This is a genomic window from Gloeocapsopsis crepidinum LEGE 06123 (assembly GCF_015207655.1).
In the GTDB taxonomy this organism is placed as follows: Bacteria; Cyanobacteriota; Cyanobacteriia; order Cyanobacteriales; family Chroococcidiopsidaceae; genus Gloeocapsopsis; species Gloeocapsopsis crepidinum.
This window is the reverse complement of sequence record NZ_JADEWN010000055.1, coordinates 1-23,338: the sequence shown is the minus strand read 5'-3', so window position 1 is coordinate 23,338 and position 23,338 is coordinate 1. Positions and strand designations below refer to the sequence as shown.

Below are 23,338 nucleotides of genomic sequence, written 5' to 3'. Positions count from 1 at the left end.
GGGAAAATTATGATCTGTTGCAGCTATTTCGGAGACTGATATGGTAATGTTCGATGTGCTTGAGACAGGGGAGATGCTCCAAGCCATTAGTCTTAATGACTTTTAACAATGAACCTTAAATTCCCCTAAATAGCTCCTGAGAAATATAAATATTTTATTAAGCTACTTCATTTTTAAGATATATTTATTACATCTAATTAAAGTAAATTAAGTAATTTTACTAGGATAGTATAAATAAAATATGATGGTACTAGGCGTTGACCTCCAAAAGTATAAAGATTTAATAAAGATTTATGTGAACGACAAGGCATTTCCACATATTCTATGAAGATTTGGTAAAGATTTCTGTGATAGTAAGTAAGACACTTCTGTGCTGGGGAGTATCCGCGTAAAAATACTACGTATGTCCTATCGGGTTATGTGAAATTCAGCCGAGCTAGTTCAGCTGAAAGTTGCATGAAATCACTATTAGGCGTTGCAGATTCACAAATTAATTCACGATGAGACATTAGCTCTTAACACCTGAAATATTCTTACTTTTCTTAAAAGTGTAAGTATGGCTTACTTACTTCTGTGTACTGCCCCAATTCAACATTGCTACGTTATTAGCGTCTGGCAGTACTAGCTATGTCAAATAATTAAGGATTTCTAATGTTAAACCTTGATTTTTCTTTCGCGATTCCTAACACAGTTGTAGATAAAGATGGTCAAGGCACCGGATTCACATCTGTAGAGCCTAACAGCAGTGGGGATCAATATCAACCGAGTCAAATTGATCTCGACACGACCGCTAAAAAACTAACTCTAACTGCAACAAAGGGTAGTAGTGCCTGGACAAACAACTCACTAAAAAACGCACTACAGCGCGGAATTGATGACACTAAACCATTTACGATTAGCACGCGGTTACAAGGATCGCCCACTAAATTTGCAACTGCCTTTCAGCAAGGCGGCGTTTTTTTTGGCTCGGATCAAGATAATTATGTCAAGCTTGTTGTCATCAATACTGGTGGTGCGAATGGCTTGAGACTTCAGTTTTTCAAAGAAGAAAACGGAGTAGGCTCAAGTATTGGAGAAATTTCTAATCTCAATTGGAGCAATATTAATACGCTGGATCTATCTCTTACAGGAGATCCTGATACAAGAACATTTAAGGCAGCTTACCGCGTTAATTCAAATACAGCACCAGCTACTGTCGTCAATCAGTCTGCCACAATCAAGGCAAATACACCCTTCTTTATCGCTAATTCTGGTAACACGAGGGCTGGTATCTTAGCTTCTACAACAAATGCACCCAATGTCGCAGTTGCATTCGATCAGTTTAGTATTGCTCAAGAGATCAAAATTAACTTTCAACCCAACAACGCGAATCTACCATCAGGCTATGTCAAAGACAATGGCGCAGGATTCAATAACGTTCGTGGCTATGGTTGGGTTAGAAATGGAACAAGTACACCTTTAAACATTGGGCAATTTGCCCGCGATCGCAATCGCCTTGGTGTAGAACAACGTATTGATACCTTACTGCATATGCAGTATCCCAATAGCCCTGCGGCAGCTTGGGAAATGGCAGTTCCGAATGGACTGTACAGCGTGAGTGTCAGCGTTGGTGATGAACCAAACCCCAATGGAGTTTATGACAGCAAGCATACGATTCGCGTTGAAGGCGTGACTGCAATTGACAAATTTCAGAGCAATGCGCTGCAAGAATACAAGCTAGAAACCGTTAAAGTGAATGTCAACGATGGTAGGTTGACAATTGATGCGATTGGTGGAACTAACACCAAAATCAACTTCATCGAAATCTTTAACATCACCCCAGGAAAACACCCTAACATTACAGGATTTGCAGTTGATCGCGATACACAGGGTAGAGCATATCTCAATACATCGATTAATGTAGATGTAGCGCTGGCGCGTGCAGGCATAGGTGTTGAAGCTAATAGCTTAAATGCATCAACTGTAAAACTGTATCGAACAAAAGATGGTCAACAAGTTCCTGGACTTGTGGGAACAAGTGGCGGCAATGATGTTATTGTCTACCAACCTAGTCAGAATTTAGCCCCTAACACTAACTACACCTTCATTGTTACAAACAACGTCAAAGACGAATCGGGTACAAGCTTCAACACGAGTAGTTTCACGTTTAATACAGGAAACACGACTACCAACCCAATTGACTTTCGAGTTAACTTTACAAAACAATCTGTATACCAAGGTGCTCCACTAGCAAGTTTAACTGTTGGTCCTGATGGCAAATTATATGCTGCTGGACTCGATGGCAAAATCCGCCGTTGGAACATCGATACAGGTTCGGGTCAATTATCAAATTTGCAGACTTTTGCACCAGCAAAGCTAGATGGTCGCGCAATTATTGGTATTGCCTTCGACCCCAACAACCCCAACAATCTTTGGATTTCGCATAACGATCCACTTTTTCCTCAACCAGCAAAAGACTTTACAGGTGCCATCTCCAAGCTGGTTCTTAATTCCAATACAAACTCTTTTAATGCCAATATCCAAGACTATGTTGTTGGTTTACCACGCTCAGCCAAAGATCACCTCAGCAATAGCCTCGCGTTTGGTTCAGACAGTAAACTTTACATGACCCAAGGTAGCAATAGTGCGTTGGGTGCGCCAGATACAGCTTGGGCAAATCGACCTGAAAGATTGTTAACTGCTGCGGTTTTGCAAATTGATCCTTACAGAAATGCCCCGACTGGTGGCTTTAATGTCCAAACCGAAAACTACGGCGGTAAACAAGGAAACTATAATCCTTTTGCCATTAATGCCCCAGTCAAAATTTATGCTACTGGTATCCGAAATGCGTACGACTTAGTTTGGCATAGCAACGGTAGCTTATACATACCGACAAACGGTAGCGGTGCTAATGGTAATACTCCAAATGACCCGAGAACTTCGGTAAATGAAGCATTACAAAAAGTTGCTGCTCAAAATGACTACTTATATAGAGTAGTAGAAGGCGGTTACTACGGTCATCCGAATCCCAAACGTGGAGAGTACATTCTCAATGGCGGTAATCCGACAAATGGCGTCGATCCAGCTGAAGTAGTGAGAATCGTCGATCCTGTTACCAATGCTGTATATGCAGGTTATCCTGTCGGTGTCCAGCCAGAACCTAACTTCCCAGGCTTTGCTTACGATTTTGGACGCAATAAATCACCCAATGGTGCCATTGAATACAAGAGCAATACTTTTGGAGGTGCTTTGAAAAACAAGCTACTCGTTACACAGTACAGCGGCGGCAATGACATATTGGCACTAGAACCAGGTGCTAACGGCAACGTTCCTAGAGGAAATGTCACCCGCATTGTTTCTGGGTTAAACGATCCTTTGGATTTAGTGGAAGACACAAGAACAAATGCTGGCAACTTGTACGTTGCAGAACTCATTCAGGGCGGTGCTGCAGGTCAGATTTCACTGTTGAAAGTAAGTTGACACAACAAGCGATCGCTAAAGGAGAATCTTCATGCCTGCTGATTTAAGCTTAGACTTTTCAGCAGCAACCCCAGGAACAGTAGCAGATAAAAACGGATGCTGAATTTGCAATTTAGAACTAAACAAGAGCTTTGCCTCAATTTCCGCTATTGAGGTTTTGAGTGCATCTAGTGAGTAAAGTGACGAGTGATACAATTTATGCCACCTGTGAATTGACTTTTTATGAAGTTATCAGGCGGCATAAGTGACCGGAGGAGTTTTTTCGTGCCGACATATTTAAGCTTAGATTTTTCAACAACAACACCAGGAACAGTAGCAGATAAAAACGGATTAGGAACAGGATTCAGCTCAGTCCAAGCAAACAGCACAGGCGATGCCTATGACCTGAGTTTGATCAATGTCGATACAGCCAGCAGCAGCTTAGTACTAACCGCAACTCAAGGCAGCAACGCCGCAGCAAATAACCTGAAAAATGCGCTGCAAGTAGCAGTAGATACGATCACCCAACCATTTCGCATCAGTACGCGGCTCAAAGGACCAGTCACCAACCTTAACGCGGCATACAAGCAAGGTGGCATCTTTGTGGGTTCAGACCAAGATAACTATGCCAAGCTAGTTGTCGTCAACAATGGTAAACAATTGAAGTTGCAGTTCTACAAAGAACAAAATGGCATTGGAGCAAGTATTGGTGAAATCACAGGCTTGAATTGGGCAGGCATCGATACTCTAGACTTATATCTGACAGGCGACCCGCAGTCCAAAACAATCAACGCTGCCTATCGAGTGAACTCGAACACAGCATTACCAACTGCACTGCAACAAGTACAAATTGGTGCGGGGGCAGCGTCATTTTTTGCCAACAGTGCAACGTCCCGTGCCGGAATCTTAGCGTTCACGGGTCAATCGAAAAAAGTGGATGTGACGTTTGATTATTTTGGAGTCAATTCTCTTGGTAGTGCTAACCCTGACTTTAATCAAATTAATTGGAGTAATGTTAAACTATCACCACTTGGTCGTACTGAGTCTTCAGGTATTGTAGCTAATAATAAGTTATATCTATTTGGTGGATATATTGATAACACTTATACTCCAACTAAGCAATCACACGCTTATGATCCTGTAATAAATACATGGCAAAGGATAGCAGATTTGCCAACTGCGATTAGTCATGCTGGAATTGCAGTCACAGGAAACAATATTTATCTAGCTGGTGGCTATCCAGGAAAAGAACCACGAGGACAGACTTTTGCCACAAATGAAGTATGGCGGTATAACACTGTCCAAAACAAATGGTTTGCAATGCCATCTTTACCTGCAGCTAGAGGATCTGGTGAGTTATCGGTTCTCAATGGCAGACTGCACTTCTTTGGCGGTGTGAATGCCAACAGAATTGATCAAGGCACTCACTGGGTCTTACCACTCAATGGTGGTCAATGGACTAACTTAGCGCCCTTACCTAATCCTCGTAGCCACATGGCAGATGCCGTTGTTGGAGGAAAGCTGTACGCTATTGGCGGTCAAGTTGGTTCAGAACATGAGGGTGCTCAAGCTGCCGTGAATGTCTATCATCCAGCCACTAATACTTGGAAGTCAGCAAAAAGCTTACCTCAAGCCCTATCGCATGTTTCTGCTTCCACGTTTGTAATGGATGGCAAAATTATTATCGCAGGAGGAATGCTTGCTGATGGTACTGATATCAGCGAAGTAAAAGCTTACGACCCACTGGCTGATTCTTGGTCTGTGTTATCGCCTATTCCTGGACCGAGATCTTCAGGAGTTGCTGGGCGAATTGGCAACAACATATATTTTGCTACTGGTGCTTCGCCAGGCTTCTCGGCAACTACATTTAAAGGAGTACCAGTTAAAAACCAGGTTGTCCAGAATGATGCACAAGCACTGTATCGAATAAATATAGGGAGCAGCACACCATACATAGATAGTCAAGGCAATGTCTGGTTAGGCGATACGGGACTATTCAATCCTCAGGGCGCGATCGCACTCAATGGTGGTCCGGTTAATCCTACTCCGGCAATTGCTAATACACTCGATGGCACACTTTATCAAAGTTTTCGCGGCAAAGTGGGAGATAACACCATTGCCATGTCATCGCGGGTGTTGTCGTTAGATTTACCTATTGGTACACCCCAAAGTGTGGATATTAAGTTGCATTTTGCTGAATTGTACTATGGTGCACCAGGACGAGCAGCGGGGGGTGCAGGCAAACGAGTTTTTGATGTGATTGCGGAGGGTCAAACAATACTGAATAATTTTGACATTTTTGCGGCGAGTGGTGACGCACTCAAAGCAGTTGTGGTGCCGATTAATGGCATTCAAGTGAATGATGGAACGCTGAATTTGCAATTTAAAGCTGAACAAGACTTTGCCTCAATTTCCGCTATTGAGGTTCTTGCAGCAACCTAAGTTAGAGCTTTCTTTTTGTTGATATCTCTATAGTTGAGTATGTAATGGCGAATGATCTTCTTAATCCTTCTACTGAATCAACCACTAACTTAAATACCAGTCAAAATAATGGTTACACCAGTTTGCAAGCAAGTACAGCAGATCCGTACGGCTTTAACAGCTTAAATCAAAGCGCTGTTAGTAGTAGTAGCCTGCAAGTTCTTACCCCAGATGCCAATATTGTCTCTAATCGAATGGTATTTGGTACTGTTGGTGGGGAAGTGCGATCGCCAAAAACACTAACACTGAGTAATACAGGCAGTAATCCACTAACAATTACGCTCAACCTTGGTGATTCACAAGAAAAAAGTAACGCTGTTAGACTGCCAGATCATCAACGGGCTGGTGATTTTCAAATTCTTGATGCTCCCACAGGACAACCATTTACACTTGGAGCGAACGAAACCCGTAATATTCAGGTGCAGTTTGCTCCGCAGCGGATGGCGCGGCTGAGTACTACCCCAATTACTCATACTTTTAATGGGGAGAACTATGCATCACTGACAATTAATACCAGTGGTCAACCAGTAAAAACAGTTAATCTTGCAGGACTCAACACAGCTAACTACGAAGGTAATAGAGAACCTTCACTTGCAGAAATCACTCGGATCTTCGGCTGGACAACAAACATAGGTACTGAAAGCAATATCTTAGGTGGCCAAAAAAGTCTAGTTGGGGATGAAGTTTTCTCTCCTTACTGGGTACGTGCTGACAATACTAAACCTGTTCAATTGTGGCCTATAGCTATTTACAGTGGTCCTACAGATGGTCCTCACGATCCCATTCGATTTGAGGCAAAACCTGGTAGCGGCGGTAGAAGTGGTTTGATTTATCAACACGCAGGTCGCTTGCAAGATGACAACGTACTCGGAAGTAACGATCTTAGCGGTGGCGAAAATCAGAAGTTACTCCCCAGTGTTTTAGCTGGCGGGGTCAACACAACTCCTAGCATTAATAATGTTAGCTTTACTCCAAATAGCCCCTTTGCTCTGAATCGCAGCTTGAATGCAGGAAGTACTCAAGGTGCTTGGACAGATTACACGCAAAACCTTCCCGATCAGACACATAACTGGCGGATCTATCCAGTGCGTGATGCTCAAGGTACGCTTATTCCGCATACTTGGTTAGCTGCTTCTGATCCTGGCAATAGCCTGACTGGTACAGGGAAAAACTTTGACTACAATGATGATGTTTATTTGATGGTAAACGCTAGACCCGAAAACCCAGCGCTAGATCCATCAGTCGGTCGTAGATTTCCTGGTTCGCCAGACTTGCAGTTTTACTTTGGTAAAACTTATGAGAATGTCTTTCCGAACGGTTTAAAAGACAAAAATGGCAAGAATATTGGCTTTACAAGTACGCAACTAAATAGAAATGACACTTTTACGTCGATTGCTTCCTACAATCCAAACCTGATTAACCTTAATACAAGTGGTTCAGGTACGCTAAAAGTTACGACAACCAGCGGTAGTAATGGCGGTCAAGATAATACACTGATGAACGGTTTGCGAACTGTCTTTGATGGTAGAGCTAGCAAATCAGTAATCAGTTCTAAACTACTGGGACCATTTAACAACATTCAAGCAGGATTTCAACAAGCAGGCATTATGTTAGGTCCCGATCAAGACAACTATATTAAGGTAGTTGCGATCGCCAGTAACAATAATCAACTAGGTATTCAGTTTTACCAAGAAAATAATGGAGTAGGACAAACAATAGGTACAGCAGTAATTCCCAATCGTGGAAGTTTGCAGTCTTTAGAGCTAAAGTTGTTTACCGATCCTCAAGCTGGAACGGTTCGCGCTGGCTATAGTGTTGGCAACAACAATAATATCGTTCTCTTGCCTGGTGTCATATCGCTCAAAGGTGGTCAAATTGGTAGCTATTTTGCTGCTCAAAGCAAAGCTGGACTGATTACTACTAATAAAGGATCAGTACCATTTACGGCAACTTTTGATAACTTCTTGATTTCATCAAACGAAACAACAGCACAACGGCAAGTTTTACATCGAATCAATGTAGGAAGTAGTTCCTCGTATACCAGTCCTAATGGGTTTGTGTGGAATCCAGATACAAACTTGTTCAGTCCATCAAATGCCGTACCTGAAAGTACACTAGGCACGCCTGACATCAAAAATACACAAATTGACCCAGTGTATCGCTCCTACCGAGCCAAAATTGGTAATGGTTCTATTCCACTATCGTCTCGCGTGCTATCTTTTGCACTACCTGTTCAACCAGGTCAAGTCGATCTGCGATTGCACTTCTCTGAAAATTATTGGGGCGCACCAAATCGCGGTCCTGGTGGTGTCGGTAAGCGCGTGTTTGATGTCATTGTCGAGAATCAGACTGTATTGCATAACTTTGATATTACACCAGCATCTGGTGGTGCTTTAACTGCTGTAAGAGTACCTATTGAAGGAATACAAGTTAACGACGGACAGTTAAATATTCAACTCAAAGCAAAATCTGACTTTGGTGCTATTTCTGCAATCGAAGTTTTTCGCTCAGCTTAATTGCATCAGGAAATTAAAGTAAAATGCTTGCTTCAGATCCTTGTTGAATTAGAACTAATGCAAATTCCCCTCTAGAAAACCTGGAGGGGGATTTTTTATGTAATTGTTGAACTGGAATGCGATCGCATTAAAGTATAGGCAGCGGCTTTGTTCAACTGCTGGATTTTTGAGAAGGTACGACTTCAGTCGAAGGGTATCTTAGGTTTATGCAAGAAGTTTAGTGATTTTGTTGACGTTGGTATAAAGACCAGTACAATCCTTTTTTCTGCATCAATTCAGTATGTGTTCCTTGTTCCATTAAGACGCCTTTTTCCAATACCAAGATCAAATCAGCTTTTTTGAGTGGTTCAAAGCGGTGAGCAATCATAAAGATCGTACGGTTTTTTGCCAGACTTTGAATATTGTGTAAAACCTGCTGTTCAGTTTCACTATCTAGCGCAGTAGTCGCTTCATCTAAAATCATGAGCGGGGCTTGCGATAAAAATAACCGTGCTAAAGCAATTCGTTGTCTTTGTCCTCCAGAAAGTCCTGTACCGCGTTCGCCAATTGAAGTTTCGTATCCTTGCGATAATTCACTGACAAAATCGTGTGCGACTGCCATCCGTGCTGCTTTGACGACTTCTTCCGCACTAATCTCAGGATTCCCTAAAGTAATATTCTCCAAAATCGTTCCGTTAAACAAAAAGTCTTCTTGGAGAACTACACTAATTTGTTGACGTAAAGAAGCAATATCGGCACTTTTAATATCAAAGCCATCAATGAGAATGCGACCAGATTCAGGAAGATAAAGTCGCTGTAACAATTTAGAAAGAGTACTTTTGCCTGAACCGCTGCGCCCGACAATACCAACAAACATTCCTGGCTGGACATTAAATGAAATCCCGCGCAAAATTGGTTCTTGATTAGGGCGGTAACGGAAAAATACTTGGTCAAAAGTGACTTGCCCTTGCAGCGCTGGTAAAACTAAGCCAGAACCTGTTTCAGCTTCTGGGGCAACATTCAGGACATCTCCCAGACGATCCACTGAAAGCAAGACTTGCTGTAAATTTTGCCACAGTTGTACCAAGCGTAATAATGGACCTGTGACTCTGGCAGATAGCATCTGAAATGCGACTAATTGACCGACAGTAAGTTGCTGATTTATAGCTAATTTTGCCCCAAACCACAGAATGAGGAGGTAAGAAAAACTTGTGAGGAAAGTTCCAATATTACTGGTGATTTTGGAAGCAGTTGAGGCTTTGAAGTTAGTCCGAATATAACGGGCAAAAAGTCCTTCCCAACGTTCGCGAGAAGTTCGTTCTGCGCCATGTGCTTTTACTGAATGAATTCCTGTAATCGTTTCGACTAAAAAAGATTGGCTATCAGCACTTTGGTTGAAAGCTTCATCAAGCCATTTCCGTAAAAGTGGAGTAGATAGTAAGATCAATAAAGCAAAAAGTGGAATTACTGCCAGTGCTACCCAGGTGAGGGGAACGCTGTAGTAAAACATCAGTGCCAAGTACATGACTACAAATAAGCTATCGAGAATCACTGTTAAAGTTGTACCAGTGAGAAACTCGCGAATATTTTGTAATTCTTGCACTCGTGCTGCGGTATCTCCCACGCGTCGCGACTCAAAATACGCTAGTGGTAAGCGCATCAAATGACGAAACACTTGAGCTGATAAACTTAAATCTAGTCTGCGTGCGGTGTGAGTAAAAATAAAGATCCGCAAAATACCTAGAATTGCCTCAAATAGTGCGATCGCTAACAGGGCAATCGCCATAACATCTAAGGTAGATAAACTTTCTTGCACTAAAACTTTATCAATAATCACCTGAGTGATGACTGGGGTGGCTAAGCCAAATAGTTGTAGTGTAAATGAAGCTAAAAGGACTTCTCCTAATAACTTGCGATAGCGCCACACTGCAGGCAAAAACCAACTCAGGTTGAACTTATCGCGTTTTTGAATCAGTTCAATTTGCCAGAGTTGTCCATTCCATGAGGTTTCTACTATTTCTCGCGGAATGCTTTCACACGTTTGATTAGGATTAAGTGGATTAGCAATAATGAGGCGATCGCCTTTAATGCCATAAACTACAACCCATGACTCTTGTTGCCAATGCAAAAGTGTGGGAAAAGATAATTTGCGTAAGTCACTCCAACTGACTTGAATTTTTTGTAATTGCAGTCCTACTTTTTCTGCTGCTTCAGCAACATATTTAGGGCTTTGTCCTCGTACTTGTCGTTGTACCCATTCCAACTGCGCTGGGTTTTGCATCTGTTGTGTCACCATTGTCAGACAAGCAGCAGCTGTATTTAAACTTGAAATGAAAGGATAGCCTAATACTGGTTGTGGCTGAGGTTCTTGCTGAGGTTGATAGCGCGATCGCACTGCTGCCCAAAATTGCTGAACCTGTGGAGATGAAACTGTTGTCCAGAAATCTGCCTTCCAGTGTAATACAACAACATCTCGACTTGATGCTCTCGCTTTCCATACTCCTGAAAGTTCTAATAAATCACCTACCCAGTCTCCTCGTTGCAGAATCACCGACTCTCCATGTTCGGGAACTAGGCGCACCTTGCCAGAAAGAATTAGAATTTGACTTCCGGAGCCTCTAATGTTGTTTTCACCATCAGTAGACCATATAATCTCACCAAGAATGTAACTACGCGTTTCGGCTTGGTGTTGAAACTGAACCTGTTCTTCAGAGCTTAAACACGACAAGGGAGCTTTATCCCACATCAAGTTTTTAATCTCATCTGTCGTAATCATAGAAACCTCACGAGAGCTTGCGAACCCTCCGATCTCAGTCGAGAAAGGACACCTTGATACAATTAACTTTGGCAGACTATATTGAACAGATAATGGAGCTACTGAATCACAAGTCTTTGCTAACTTTTAAATGAATTGCAACTCTGATGGCAAATCAAGTATTCATAATTTTTAACTGAACTTACAAATTGTTTCTCGCTATTAAAAGCACTACAAAATACATATGCTATATTCTCATTATGAATTCACTTGCAGCTTAATATTGAGCTTTTGCATTTTTTCGCCTAGCCATTGCTCAAAAAGCTGGTTTTCTAGTTCTTGCTTAACTGCTCCTTCTAAAGTAGCAGGGATGAATTGCTCTACTCGGAATAGACAATACCAGTCATCGATTTCTATTGGACCGACAACTTCGCCAGGATTAACTAATTCAATTAAAGCCCGCAGTGCATCAGGTAATTGACCCCGACTAATCGGTCCCATCATACCATTGACAATGCGATCGTCAGTGACTGAGTATTCTTGAGCAAGCTGCTCAAACCTAGCCCCTTCTAGAATTTGGCTTTTTAACTCTTCGGCTAACTCTTGCTCCTTCACCACAATTCGAGAAAGCACTACACGATCCAAAAAAATCTTTTGCTCAATAAAATACTCTTGAATTTTTGGTTCGGTAATATTATTTCTCAGTTTTTCTAACTTGAAGTTAAACACAACTTGTTGGTGGAATGTTGGATAATCTAAACCATTGTTGATTAACCACTCTTGAAAATTGTTTGGGTCTGTTAGTTGTTGCTGTAAACGAAAATCAATTATTGCTTGCTCGATAACTCCAGGATTAATTTCAAGGTCTTTTCGTGTTTGTAATTCTGTTTCTAAAATTCTTTGTCTAAGAATTTCTAGAATGAAAGGTTGAAGTTTTCCAGATGTTTGCAGGTATTTAAGTGCTTGTGAAAGATTAATTGGTTGTTCGTCAACTATTAAAAATGATGTAGAATCCATGTTTTGCTTGTATTAAACAGTGTCTCGATATTTTCTGTGTAAGGTTAAGTTATTACCCTTAGTAAAATGTAGAAAATAGCATAAACTATGTACTTTTGTGTATATTAATCTAGTTTCTCATACATATAGAGCTGTCTCTAATTTTTGAAATAAATTTTACATTGTTATTAATAGATCGAATTTTTCCTCATTTTGTTGCTTTTGCTTTATATGTACTTGAGTTGTATGTATACTCATCTTGTTAATAGAATTCAGTGTAACAATGAATTTATTAGGATCATGAAGATTGTATTGCTAAGTAACCTATTCAAGCATCGCTAAAAAGTTACAGATATTTAGATAAAGATACCAAAGTATATTTTATAACTTAGCTATTTAAATAGGGGTGGGTAGATATAAATTTTTTAAGAACATTCATTGGTTTATGTGAAGTAAGTAGTTGCGTGTAGTAAATAAAGGTGGCGTAATTGCTTGAGTACATTAACACCACCTAGCAAGTTGCCTTTGATTGTCCTTATTAATCTAAGTATAATTACTGAAGCTGTTTTACTTTTATTACTCGTCTGTATTACTCAAATGAGAAACCTGATAGAATGCACCCTCTGCCAAACTCATCATATCTACTTCTATTTACTTTATAAAATAGACTCTAATATAAGAAGAATTCATTACTTGTTAAGCAATGATTATTTTTTTACATCAATCTTGTTCGCGAATAGAGCAAGACAAATATTGTATCATTAAGAACTACCCAAAGTTAAAAGCTAGAATAAATATGCAGTATTTGCTATTGACCAATGACAAGTCTATATAACTCTAATAGTAACCTGCAATTTACTCTTGCCAAAATACCATTAGCCAGGCATTTTGAAGTATATCAAATGTAAAAAACAAGAACATAAAAGCAGTTAAAAAGCAGCTTCATAAGCTCGTAGATATTGTACAGCTACAAACAGTAGTAAATCCGATACTTGTAGCCATTCATTTTATCTCTCGTTTTAGGATCAATGTGACAGCCTTCTATTTTAGGTTCTGCTGTGGGGAAAAAATTAATAACCCATAAAGTAAGAGGTTTTGGTAGCTGTGCTAGGGTTTCTTTTAAAGTGTTGATAGGTTGAGAATTAGAGTCTAAGTGTGCTAAAAGAAAGGAAGGAAAATTTTCAGAAGATTTGTGAGTCAGATGGTAACGATGTTTAAGCTCTAGTGCTAATCCCATCATTTCACCAATTTGCTCATGGGTAAAGTAGGTTGTTGCAATCAGAGTAGAAGGCTGCGATATTTCATTGATAATTGGTGCTAACAAATCAGGGCGATCGGGCTTTTGATAAGCAAAGTTAGATATAACAGTAAGACTACCTAACAAACCTAACAATAAAAGTAAAATAACAGGTGTTTTACCTTTAAGATTTAAAGGATACACTAATTTCCTTTGATGAGTTCTCTCGACTGATTCCTGAAAATCTAAATATTCATAGGTATTCCAAGTAGTAGCCAGTGCTGCTGCCATTAAGAGTAGTACTGTAGGAAAGTAAAAAAATTGATAACGAGCTGCAATTGTTAAGTCAGCATTAAAGCTAAAAGTAATAGTAAATAAAAGTGCGATCGCTACCCAAAGATATCTGAGTAAAACTTGAAATTCCAATTGTATTTTGGGATTTTTGTTCTGAAGTTTTATTCCTTTTATAATAATAGGTATTAACCAAACAGTAAATCCAATTAGTATACTACCGGATAACAGCATCAATTGTACATTAACACCTTCAATAGGTAATAAAACGAACATAGTAATAAGCCAGGCTATAAATTGTGAAAGGCTTTTGAGTAAGTTTAAAGAATTATCATCAAAAATCCATTGTGTCACTTTGTTCTCAGGCACACTCCGCCATATTGGGAGCCAAACCACACTGCTTATAAAAGCACTTATCACTACAGCATAAATGCGATACCAATATACTAACTGGTTTCTCAATGGCAATCGAGAGTATTTATTTTCAGTTTTGAGTTGTAGCCATTTATAAATATCTGTAAGCCAAAAACTAATAAGAACAAGTACTACAGCAAGTATATTGAAAATGAAAAAATAGTGAATAGCAATTCCCAAAGCATTAATAAAAATCCAAAAGAATGCTAGACCAATAGATAAATATTTGTAGTTTTGAATGTTACGAATAGCTATAACTAAACAACACAAAGATGCAATAACAAGTAAGATCGCTAAGGTGTAGTGTCGAGCTTCTTGTGCTTGATAAATACCGTAAGGTGAAACTGCCATCATAGCAGCTACAATCTGTGCTACTGGTAGCGAACGAAAGGCTACATAAGCTAAGCCAAATATTGCTACAATCGCTGCAACTCCAAAAAGCGCACTGAGCGATCGCGCTGCCCAAAATGAAGCTAAACCATCTACAGTAGGAAATAATTTCATCCACAGATGTGTCAGGACGAAATATATCGGTGGGTGAGTACTCTCTGCCATCAAATGCTGAATTACATCACTAATGCCAGCATCAGGATTAGGTTGTAGTGGTTGTAACAGAGTTTCTAAGCTGATGATTTTGTCAGTTGGTACTGTGCGAAAACTATTTCCCAGACTAAAAACTACAGTAGCAAATTCATCATTCCAAGGAGGTTTTGCTGCTAGGTTAGCAAAGCGCAAAACACTACCAATGGCTATCCATATTAATAGAGTTAATACGTGTAATCTTGGATAAGGTTGCATCAAAATTCAACTATTGAGGTGATTTCAATCCAAAAATTTTGATTCTTTAGGTTTATTGAGATATTTTTCTCACTATTGCTGATAGCTGTTAACTGAATGCATATTAGTAGAATTGTTGGATGAAAGTATTCAGGAGTAATAATACAGCAAACCTCTTACGATTGGTAATAGGATTGCAGTTAACTCGCTTGCGATCAAGTACAATACATATCCTACTCATCTTGAATGTGTTTAACCTGCTTAACTCAGCATTCCCAATAATTCTAAAGCTTTGACAACAGCAGCAGTACGTGTCCGAACTTCTAGCTTTTCATAAATATGCTCAAAGTGTTTTTCAATAGTTTTATCACTGCAACTGAGAATTGAAGCAATTTCTTTTGTACTTTTATCTTTTGTTGCCCAGAACAAAACTTCTGCTTCGCGCTTCGTTAGTCCGATTGCAGTCAATAACTGTGGAGAAAAAGAACGAAGTCGTTGTTCTTCTAGCAATAGGATGTATTGTTGATGTTGGCGATCGCACATTAGGCGGATAATTAAGCGGTTATTTTCTTGTTCGATCTGTAATGGCAGGCAAGGCAAAGTAAGACCTTCATTACCAGCTATCAAAGATAATTGGTAGTTTACCCACCGCTGCAACGTTTCTGGTAAAGAATTCTTCTGGTGCGTAAGTTGAAAGTATTGTGTTAGCAACTCCCAAGCACGTTGTGTCTTCAATTGAATTTTTCCGTCACCCGCTAGAATAATTACACCCAATTGTTCCATCGTGCGGTTCAATCGGATTGACTCTTGCTGAATTTTAGTAAGTGTTTGAGCATTGAGATATGCCTGAAAAAGGTGGGGGCGCAATAAGTTGAGAACAAAGCGATCGCGTTCAGAAAAACTGCGTTCAGGACGCGATAGGGCAATTACAATATCATCTGTATTTTTTTTAAGCAGAGTATTATTAACTTCAGATGAAACTGGAAGAACTAAACTCATTTGGTCTTCCATACCAATTTGATGCATCATTCCTTGATACAACCCTTCTAAACGATGCAGTTGCTGTGCGTTGATAAAGTCTGAAATTTTGTGCGCTTTACCATCGTTAGTTGCTAGGTAATAACGCGCAAATGGATGTTCAAGAAAACGGCTGTGGGCAATCTGATCTGCTTCTTGAGAAGTAATCGCAGGGCGATGCGACATTGCGCTTAACGTAGTTAAAACTCTGTGTTGATGAAAATTTGTTGGACACCAATTGAGAAAATCAGAGGAAACTACCCAAGACAAGGCTGAAAGCGCACGTGTTGGAAATGCTTCAAGATTGCAAGCACAGTAAACTTCTTGAAGACACTTAAGAATACCTTGCAGATCTTGCTGTGTTAATGCCATTTTTCCCTCCTAAGTGGCTAAAGAATAGCTTCACCGAGTAAAGGGATATTTCCGAATTTATGTATCAGTTTCTTAATAGTTTAGTACGGGAATTTCCTTATTGGATTCTATTTTTTACTTTGTTATGACATTAATGAATCTCTTACCTAAAGTAGGTGTTTGCAACTAAAACACATATTTTCTCAATTTGGTAATGAGTAGTTAGGTAATCAAGAGTTGGTTTTTTGAGGTCGCCTGTTGTGTTCCATTACCGCCAGAGTATTTTCATGCAAACATACTCGATTGATTTAATAAACGGAGATATCTTATGTTGAACTTAAAACATTTAATTGCTCTAACAACATTCGGACTACTTGTTTTACCTAGCACTGCTATAGCTAACACTCCCGACGTTCGCGCTACGACGATCCTTGCTATTAACTGTGCTGAAACCCCTCTAGGACCGATAGCAACAGCAGAAAATAGGCTGCGCGTGTCAGGTCCTGCCTATGCCTTTAGATCTTCTAGTACCGGAGTAGCAAACTTAAACTGCCATTTACCGATCAACAACAGAACCGTATTTAATAACTTAAACAATAACAACATCAGCTCATACAGAGTGTACTATCAAGACCCCGATGGCACAGGGACTGCTGCCGAAATTAGGACAGAACTCCGCTATATTACTACTAATGGAAACGTGGTCACAGTGTGTCCAGCATCGAGTTCCAACGCTTCTAACGCAACATTATTCACATCTAGGGTTGTTCCCTGCAATCATCAGTTCGGTGCGAATAGACTGTACTACTTTCAAGTAACTATGTCTCGGTCTAATACAAACCAGACACCTTTTCTTGTCGGCATTGACTTTCCCTAAAGACAGCATTAGACAACTTGCATAGAATGCGAGTGCTCAACAAACGAAGTCCAGATGCTGCGTGGACTTACTGATAAACTTATATCTTAGTGTGCTTCCGCACACTTTGTTTCGGTAGCCCCGACTGAAGTCGGAGGGCGTCTGTGATTCATGCTTTTTCTTCATAGTGGCGACATCCCTGACAAGGACCTTCAGGATTGACTGCGCAGCGAATATAGCGAGATCTCGCATTAAATCTACAACTAATATCACCAATAAGATATCCTACTCCTTCTAGGTAATAGCTATCTGGAGGTAAGGAAATGGGCGATCGCCTAGCCCTCACCCTTGTTGGCATTGTCATTGCCCGTCTCAACTCGGCTTGCATTCTTTTTTGAGTACGACGGACGATCAATACTGAAAGCAGGGGCGGAATAAAACCTAAAGCAATGATCCAGAGTAACGCTAACACTTTGTACCTCGAAAACGCTCTCCAAATTCTATTTTCGTTGCTCTGTAAGGTAATGCACAACACATTTTTCATTTGCAGGCACAAGCCTAATTTTTGCGAGTATAGCGATGCTTCACTCCACTAGGGAAGTATTCAGGATCGCCCATCGCAGCTAACATGATTTGTGGCGTTTGGTATTCTGTTGGAACATAGTTGGCAAACTCGCTATTGAGACGAAGTAGTTGCACGCGAATTGAGGCTGCGATCGCTTGTCTTCTGTCTTCACTATCGTCGATCTCTGGTGCTAACTCCACAACAACCGATAAGTAGCGATTGCGATCTGCATCTTCTTTCACCTGCAACACAAACTTACCTGTTATCCATTCTCGAATTTCGGGTTGTTCCAGTCCTACTGTGACATTCTCAGGGTAAATGTTTGCACCAAAGTAAGATACTGTAAAGTCAGAACGTCCAAAAACATAGACAAACGGTAGCGAACAGTTTCCTCTGACTCCATATTGTTGTAAAGCCTCCACTGGATCAAAACCCGCAGCAGCTAAAAAATCTAGCATCGTGTTGTATGGAATTAACCCACCAGTATCGGCAATATGATAGCGGATCAGGGGAATACCATTATTGCCAGAAAACAATAGCGTGCCATCTTGAACTTCAAAAAAGCGATCGCACGGATCGTATTGTACAAGTGTCGGCAGACGCGATTCACCAAATAACTCGCGGGCGATCGCCGGATGATCTGCTAAAAAACGGCGAATACAAATACTAAGTGGTGTTTCGTTTCCTAAAACGCCTGCATCTGCTGTGCCATAAAGTGCTGCGGTGTCATAGCAAAGGTTTTTTACTTTGATACGTTCTCCAACTAAACTACGCCATTCTTCACTAAACACCTCACCTGCAAATACTAGCTTTGTCTGATATTGCTGCCAGTCTATACTACGGCTAATTCCTGTATCGATAACATCTTTAATAAAAGGCGGATATCCTAATAAAACAACTTGGTCAAAAGCCTCACCCAACTCTTGAACAACGCGGAAAATTTCTTCTTTGTTGTTCCCTGGAGTCACAACAGTAATTTGATAACCTTTTTGTGCTACATAACGGCAACAATTTGTAGTATACATTCCACCTACCCAAGTTCCCAATGTAAAACAAACGACGGCTAGAGTACGGCGAGTGTCTGCAAAAAAGCCATCGTAGAAGATTTGTTCAAAACGAGTAGCAATCTGCAACTCATCCGCCATAAACCGCGCCCAAAATGTTGGTTTACCAGTTGAACCAGAGGAGACGGCAATCATGTCACACGTTTCAAGTTGTCCATTCCGGCACAAATCTGCTAAGGAATGCTGTCGCAGATAGTTTTCTTTGGTCTGTAGTGGTAGTGTTTGGTAATCTGCCAAAGTTTGAATTGATGCCGGATTAATTTTGTGCGTGCTTAAAAATGCTTTGTAGGCTGGTACATTTGCCGCAACTTCTTGAAATAGTGCTGTGGCAATTGCCTCTGGAGATGTATTCTGATGCCGTTTGAGTCGTGTTTCTAGTGGTGTTGTCAGAAACTCTTGAAATGCTTGTAAAGCTTGCTGACTTTTGCCTATACTTCTGCCATTATTTGATAAAAACATCTTATACTAGTTGATTCTAACTTAACGCTGAGGAAATTCATTGCTGCACATATGATGCTAAATCTTGCTAAGAGTAAGCTTTTCTCAGCATAAGAAAAGCAACAAAGATATCTTTTACTGATGAAACCTCAAGATTAATTGTATTAAAAATAACTAATATCCTGTTGCTAGGTATTGCTATTACTGCCAAATAGAGTTAATTTATGCTCTAATTATGATGTCTCTATACTGCAATCAAGGACACAAAAACCGAAACGGCAGCCGCTTTTGTACCGAATGTGGCGAGATGCTGTGGCTATCGGCGGGAGAAGTTTTAGAAAAGCGCTATCGCCTCGTGCGTCAGTTAGCATCTGGTGGCTTTGGTCGTACATACTTAGCAGAAAATCTGCATCGATTTAATGAATGCTGTGTACTTAAAGAATTTGCCCCACAGGTACGCGGCGATCGCGAACTTGAAAAAGCAAAAGAATTATTTGAGCGCGAGGCTGGGGCACTGTATAACTTAACTCATCCGCAACTACCGCGTTTTTTAGAGTTTTTTCAGGCAGAGACAAAAGACGGTGTCAATTGTTTGTTTTTGGCACAAGACTATATTGAAGGGGAAACTTACTACGACTTACTGCGATCGCGCGGTTCATTTTCAGAAAGTGAAGTACGAGAATTTTTGTGTAAGTTGTTACCTGTTTTATCTTACGTTCATACGCAAGGAGTGATCCATCGTGACATTGCCCCAGATAACATTATTCTGCGGAATGTCGATCAAATGCCTGTGTTAATTGACTTTGGCGGAGTCAAGCAAGTAGCAGCAACCGTGGTTTCAAAATTTACTGGGTTGGGAATGCCAACTTTGTTAGGCAAACAAGGTTATGCCCCAGAAGAACAAATGCGACAAGGAAAAGTTTACCCTAGTAGCGATTTGTATGCACTTGCAGTAACAGCATTAGTGTTGTTAACAGCTAAAGAACCACAGGAGTTATATGATAGCTACAACGGTACGTGGCAGTGGCGTAAAGAAATAAAAGTCAGTTCACAGCTAGAAGCAGTATTACAAAAAATGTTGGCTTACAAGCCAGGCGATCGCTTCTCCCAAGCCCAAGAAGTCTTGCAAGCCCTACAAGCATCAATGCCACAGAAAACACCAGCCCTGAACATTTCCCAGCTACGAACGATCAATGTCTTAGGACGCAAACCTGACAAAACACATAATAGCCAATTACAACACCAGCAAACTCAAGTTATTACTCCACCAGCAAACAATCCTATTACTAATTGGCATTTTGGTTGGCTGCGTTCTTTACTCGTCAAAGCAACTACGGTGGGATTAGTTGCAGTAGCAGGAACAAGTGCGTGGGTTCTTGCCAATTCTGTTATGCGTACGCCATTGTTAACTCCCACAGCACAAGAATCACCAACAAACACTGCTGATTTAGCAACCAGGCTGCAAGAAATCGTCAGTCGTCGCCAAGCTTTACAAATTAGAGAAGCTTTCTTTGTTGGCTTAGTAGATGATTCTTTTCATCGCCAACACCCTGAATTAAACGGTCGTAGCTTGAAATCCGATCCTAAAGATGCAGCATTACGTAGTAATTGGTTTGCGATTGCTGAGCAGATGTTAGATAAATTAGAGCAAGCAGAACTTAGTCTCGATGTTCGGCGTCGCTTAGGCAGTTACACTCAACAAAATTTTGTAGCTTGGCAGCAGCAGGCAGATCAAAGGCAACTAGGTAACTATACATCTGATAGATTAACAAAAGAAACTAACCAAAAGTTTTATCGACTCTTTCCTGAAGAGCGTGGAAAGCAACTTAAACTCAATACAACAGGTCAAATATGGTATGCGATCGCCGCTGATCGAGTTAATCGACTTAAAAAGGCTAGATAAAAACTAGATTCAAAGTAGTGTAGGCGTCTCGCCTCCGCAAGCCCAAGAAAACTCAATGGTGTGGTTTAACTTTTGCAGTGTGTAGTTATTCATGTATTGCTCTCAAGGACACGAAAATCCAGATCGGAGTTGCTATTGTCTTCAATGTGGCGAAATGCTAGCGGGAGCAAACAACACTCAGCCAGGAATAATTTTAGGCGATCGCTATCGTATTATCCGCAAATTGGGACAGGGTAGCTTTGGGCGGACTTATTTAGCAGAAGATATCAATCGCTTCAACGAACTGTGTGTTTTAAAAGAATTTGCACCTCAAGTGCAAGGTACATATGCTTTACAAAAAGGACAACAACTATTTCAACGCGAAGCTGGAGTCCTTTACAAATTAAAACATCCGCAGATTCCTAAATTTCGAGAACTCTTTCAAGCACACTTAGATGGTAAGCAACATTTATTGCTAGTACAAGACTATGTAGAAGGTCCTAGCTATCGCAAATTATTGAATACTCGCAAACAACAAGGTTTAGACTTCAGTGAAGCTGAAGTGACCCAGTTATTACTGCAAATATTGCCAGTTTTAGAATATATTCACTCCTTAGGAGTCATTCATCGCGATATTTCGCCAGACAATATTATTTTGCGTGATGTAGATAATCTACCTGTACTCATAGACTTTGGTAGTGTCAAGCAGGTAGCAGCAACGATTGTTTCCCAGTTTAGCCCTACTGATCCTGATGCAACGCTGTTGCCAGCAACCCATTTAGGCAAAATAGGGTATGTGCCCCAAGAACAAATCTTGGGTGGTTCTCCTCAAATCGATTTATATGCTTTAGCAGCAACCGCACTGATATTACTCACAGGTAAGGAATCACAAGATTTAATCGATCCTCAAACTCGGCAGTGGAATTGGCGGCAGGAAATTAATTTAAGTCCTAATTTAGGCAAAATATTAGATAAAATGCTCATGCCCAGAGCAAGCGATCGCTACCAATCTGCACGCCAAGTTTTGCAGGTACTAAATCGTTACACTTACAAGCAACCCGCACCGCAAATACCAACAACAATAGTCACAAAGCCTCCGACAACGAACATTACACCAGAATGGCAATTACAGCCTGCAAATGTCAGCTACGCTCGTAGTCATGCCTTCGGTTTAGGAATTGTCATGGTAGGATTTCTGTTATTTGCAGCAACTGGATTAAGTTGGTGGGGAGCAATTTGGTTACAGTCTCGCGATCACATAACGATACCATCAACACCTGATATTCCAGTAGCGACGCCAATACCACAGTACTCTGCAGCGGAACAAAATCGCAAAAATCAATTACGCGATCGCCGTCAGCAACTCGGAGTTAATGACAGTTTTTATAATGCTTTAGTTAATCAGTTGTTTTGGGAAAAACATCCCGAACAACAAGGTAAAACACTTAGTCCTGGTTCTGCTGATGAACAATTGCGTAGTGAGTGGGATAGTCTAGCCGCAGAAACTCTTAACAAACTGCAAGCATTAAGTCCAGAAGCAAGGCAGCAACTTGGAAAATATCGTACTGCAGATCGCGAACAGTGGAAAGTCGCTATTAACAAGCTTAATCTTAGTAGTCGTGCCTTATACGATCTTGCAGATGCTACCTTTTTTCAATTATTTCCACAATATAAAGGCAAAAATTTTATTAATCAGCCGATTGGGCAAGTATGGCACGGTGTAGCAGCAGATAAATTACAGCGCCTTGTTGCAGGTAGTGGTTATGAAAAAGTTGCATTTGTGCAAGGAAATACACTTCAACAAGTTCGGGGAAATTTACAACCAGGTGAGGGAAAAGCTTACATTGCTCGCTTGACAAAAGATCAACTCATGCAACTTCATCTTGAAGCAAATCCCCAAGTACTAATTTCTGCATACTCTCCCACAGGTAGCACAGTTCTACTGCAAGATACAAGCGATCGCACTTGGTCAGGTAAACTACCAGAAACTGGTTATTATGAATTTGTTATTGTCTCAACTGCGTCAGTACCAATTGATTATTTACTTCAAATTATTGCTGATTAGCTCAAAGCAAAAGTGCAGAGAAGTTATGAGTTTAAGAAAGTTATGAACGTTGAGTGTTGAGTTCTCAGTTAACGTCAGTTCGGGATAAGAAAAGGAGGGGGCAAGTAAGCTGAAATTAAGTTAAACCATTCAGCGCCCCGTCCTATGTCTAGTTTAGAAGCATTGTTTTGTGAGGTCGATGATTTTTGCACATATTTTGAACCTCAGTGGCATAGG

General features: G+C 40.6%; 12 protein-coding genes. 6 read left to right on the top strand and 6 right to left on the bottom strand.

The window, feature by feature from the left end:
- The first annotated feature begins 651 nt into the window (after positions 1-651).
- The 3 genes from IQ230_RS19250 (at position 652) to IQ230_RS26875 (ending at position 8,435) form a co-directional block, all read left to right on the top strand.
- On the top strand, positions 652-3,459 hold the full coding sequence (locus IQ230_RS19250; protein ID WP_193933871.1) for an Ig-like domain-containing protein: 2,808 nt from the start codon (positions 652-654) through the stop codon (positions 3,457-3,459).
- Between the two features lie 264 nt (positions 3,460-3,723).
- Positions 3,724-5,880, top strand: coding sequence for a Kelch repeat-containing protein (locus IQ230_RS19245; RefSeq protein WP_193933870.1), 2,157 nt, complete (start codon positions 3,724-3,726; stop codon positions 5,878-5,880).
- A 44-nt stretch (positions 5,881-5,924) separates the two neighbouring features.
- The gene (locus IQ230_RS26875) at positions 5,925-8,435 is read left to right on the top strand and encodes a malectin domain-containing carbohydrate-binding protein (protein ID WP_228055145.1); all 2,511 of its coding nucleotides are present in this window, start codon (positions 5,925-5,927) and stop codon (positions 8,433-8,435) included.
- A gap of 217 nt (positions 8,436-8,652) precedes the next feature.
- Here the strand turns inward: IQ230_RS26875 and IQ230_RS19235 are convergent, their stop codons facing one another.
- From IQ230_RS19235 to IQ230_RS19220, 4 genes are all read right to left on the bottom strand, one after another.
- A complete protein-coding gene (locus tag IQ230_RS19235) occupies positions 8,653-11,190 on the bottom strand; it encodes a type I secretion system permease/ATPase (RefSeq protein ID WP_193933869.1) in 2,538 nt (845 codons plus the stop codon).
- Between the two features lie 237 nt (positions 11,191-11,427).
- On the bottom strand, positions 11,428-12,186 hold the full coding sequence (locus IQ230_RS19230) for a foldase protein PrsA (RefSeq protein WP_193933868.1): 759 nt from the start codon (positions 12,184-12,186) through the stop codon (positions 11,428-11,430).
- 946 nt (positions 12,187-13,132) lie between these two features.
- Positions 13,133-14,905 carry a glycosyltransferase family 39 protein gene (locus tag IQ230_RS19225; RefSeq protein WP_193933867.1) on the bottom strand — a complete coding sequence of 591 codons (1,773 nt, stop codon included), beginning with the start codon at positions 14,903-14,905 and terminating at the stop codon, positions 13,133-13,135.
- 240 nt (positions 14,906-15,145) lie between these two features.
- Positions 15,146-16,273 carry a response regulator transcription factor gene (locus IQ230_RS19220; RefSeq protein WP_193933866.1) on the bottom strand — a complete coding sequence of 376 codons (1,128 nt, stop codon included), beginning with the start codon at positions 16,271-16,273 and terminating at the stop codon, positions 15,146-15,148.
- Positions 16,274-16,580: 307 nt separating this feature from the next.
- Between IQ230_RS19220 and IQ230_RS19215 the strand changes: the two genes are divergently transcribed.
- On the top strand, positions 16,581-17,129 hold the full coding sequence (locus tag IQ230_RS19215; protein WP_193933865.1) for a hypothetical protein: 549 nt from the start codon (positions 16,581-16,583) through the stop codon (positions 17,127-17,129).
- Positions 17,130-17,277: 148 nt separating this feature from the next.
- Here the strand turns inward: IQ230_RS19215 and IQ230_RS19210 are convergent, their stop codons facing one another.
- Positions 17,278-17,580 (bottom strand): DUF6464 family protein, encoded by a 303-nt coding sequence (locus IQ230_RS19210; protein WP_193933864.1) that lies wholly within the window; start codon positions 17,578-17,580, stop codon positions 17,278-17,280.
- 86 nt (positions 17,581-17,666) lie between these two features.
- Positions 17,667-19,196 (bottom strand): phenylacetate--CoA ligase family protein, encoded by a 1,530-nt coding sequence (locus IQ230_RS19205; RefSeq protein ID WP_193933863.1) that lies wholly within the window; start codon positions 19,194-19,196, stop codon positions 17,667-17,669.
- Between the two features lie 214 nt (positions 19,197-19,410).
- Between IQ230_RS19205 and IQ230_RS19200 the strand changes: the two genes are divergently transcribed.
- Together IQ230_RS19200 and IQ230_RS19195 are read left to right on the top strand one after the other, a co-directional pair.
- Positions 19,411-21,078: a serine/threonine-protein kinase gene (locus IQ230_RS19200; protein WP_228055144.1), complete on the top strand. Its 1,668-nt coding sequence runs from the start codon at positions 19,411-19,413 to the stop codon at positions 21,076-21,078.
- Between the two features lie 91 nt (positions 21,079-21,169).
- Entirely contained in the window at positions 21,170-23,122 is a 1,953-nt protein-coding gene (locus IQ230_RS19195; protein WP_193933862.1) for a serine/threonine-protein kinase, read from the top strand.
- Positions 23,123-23,338 lie beyond the last annotated feature (216 nt).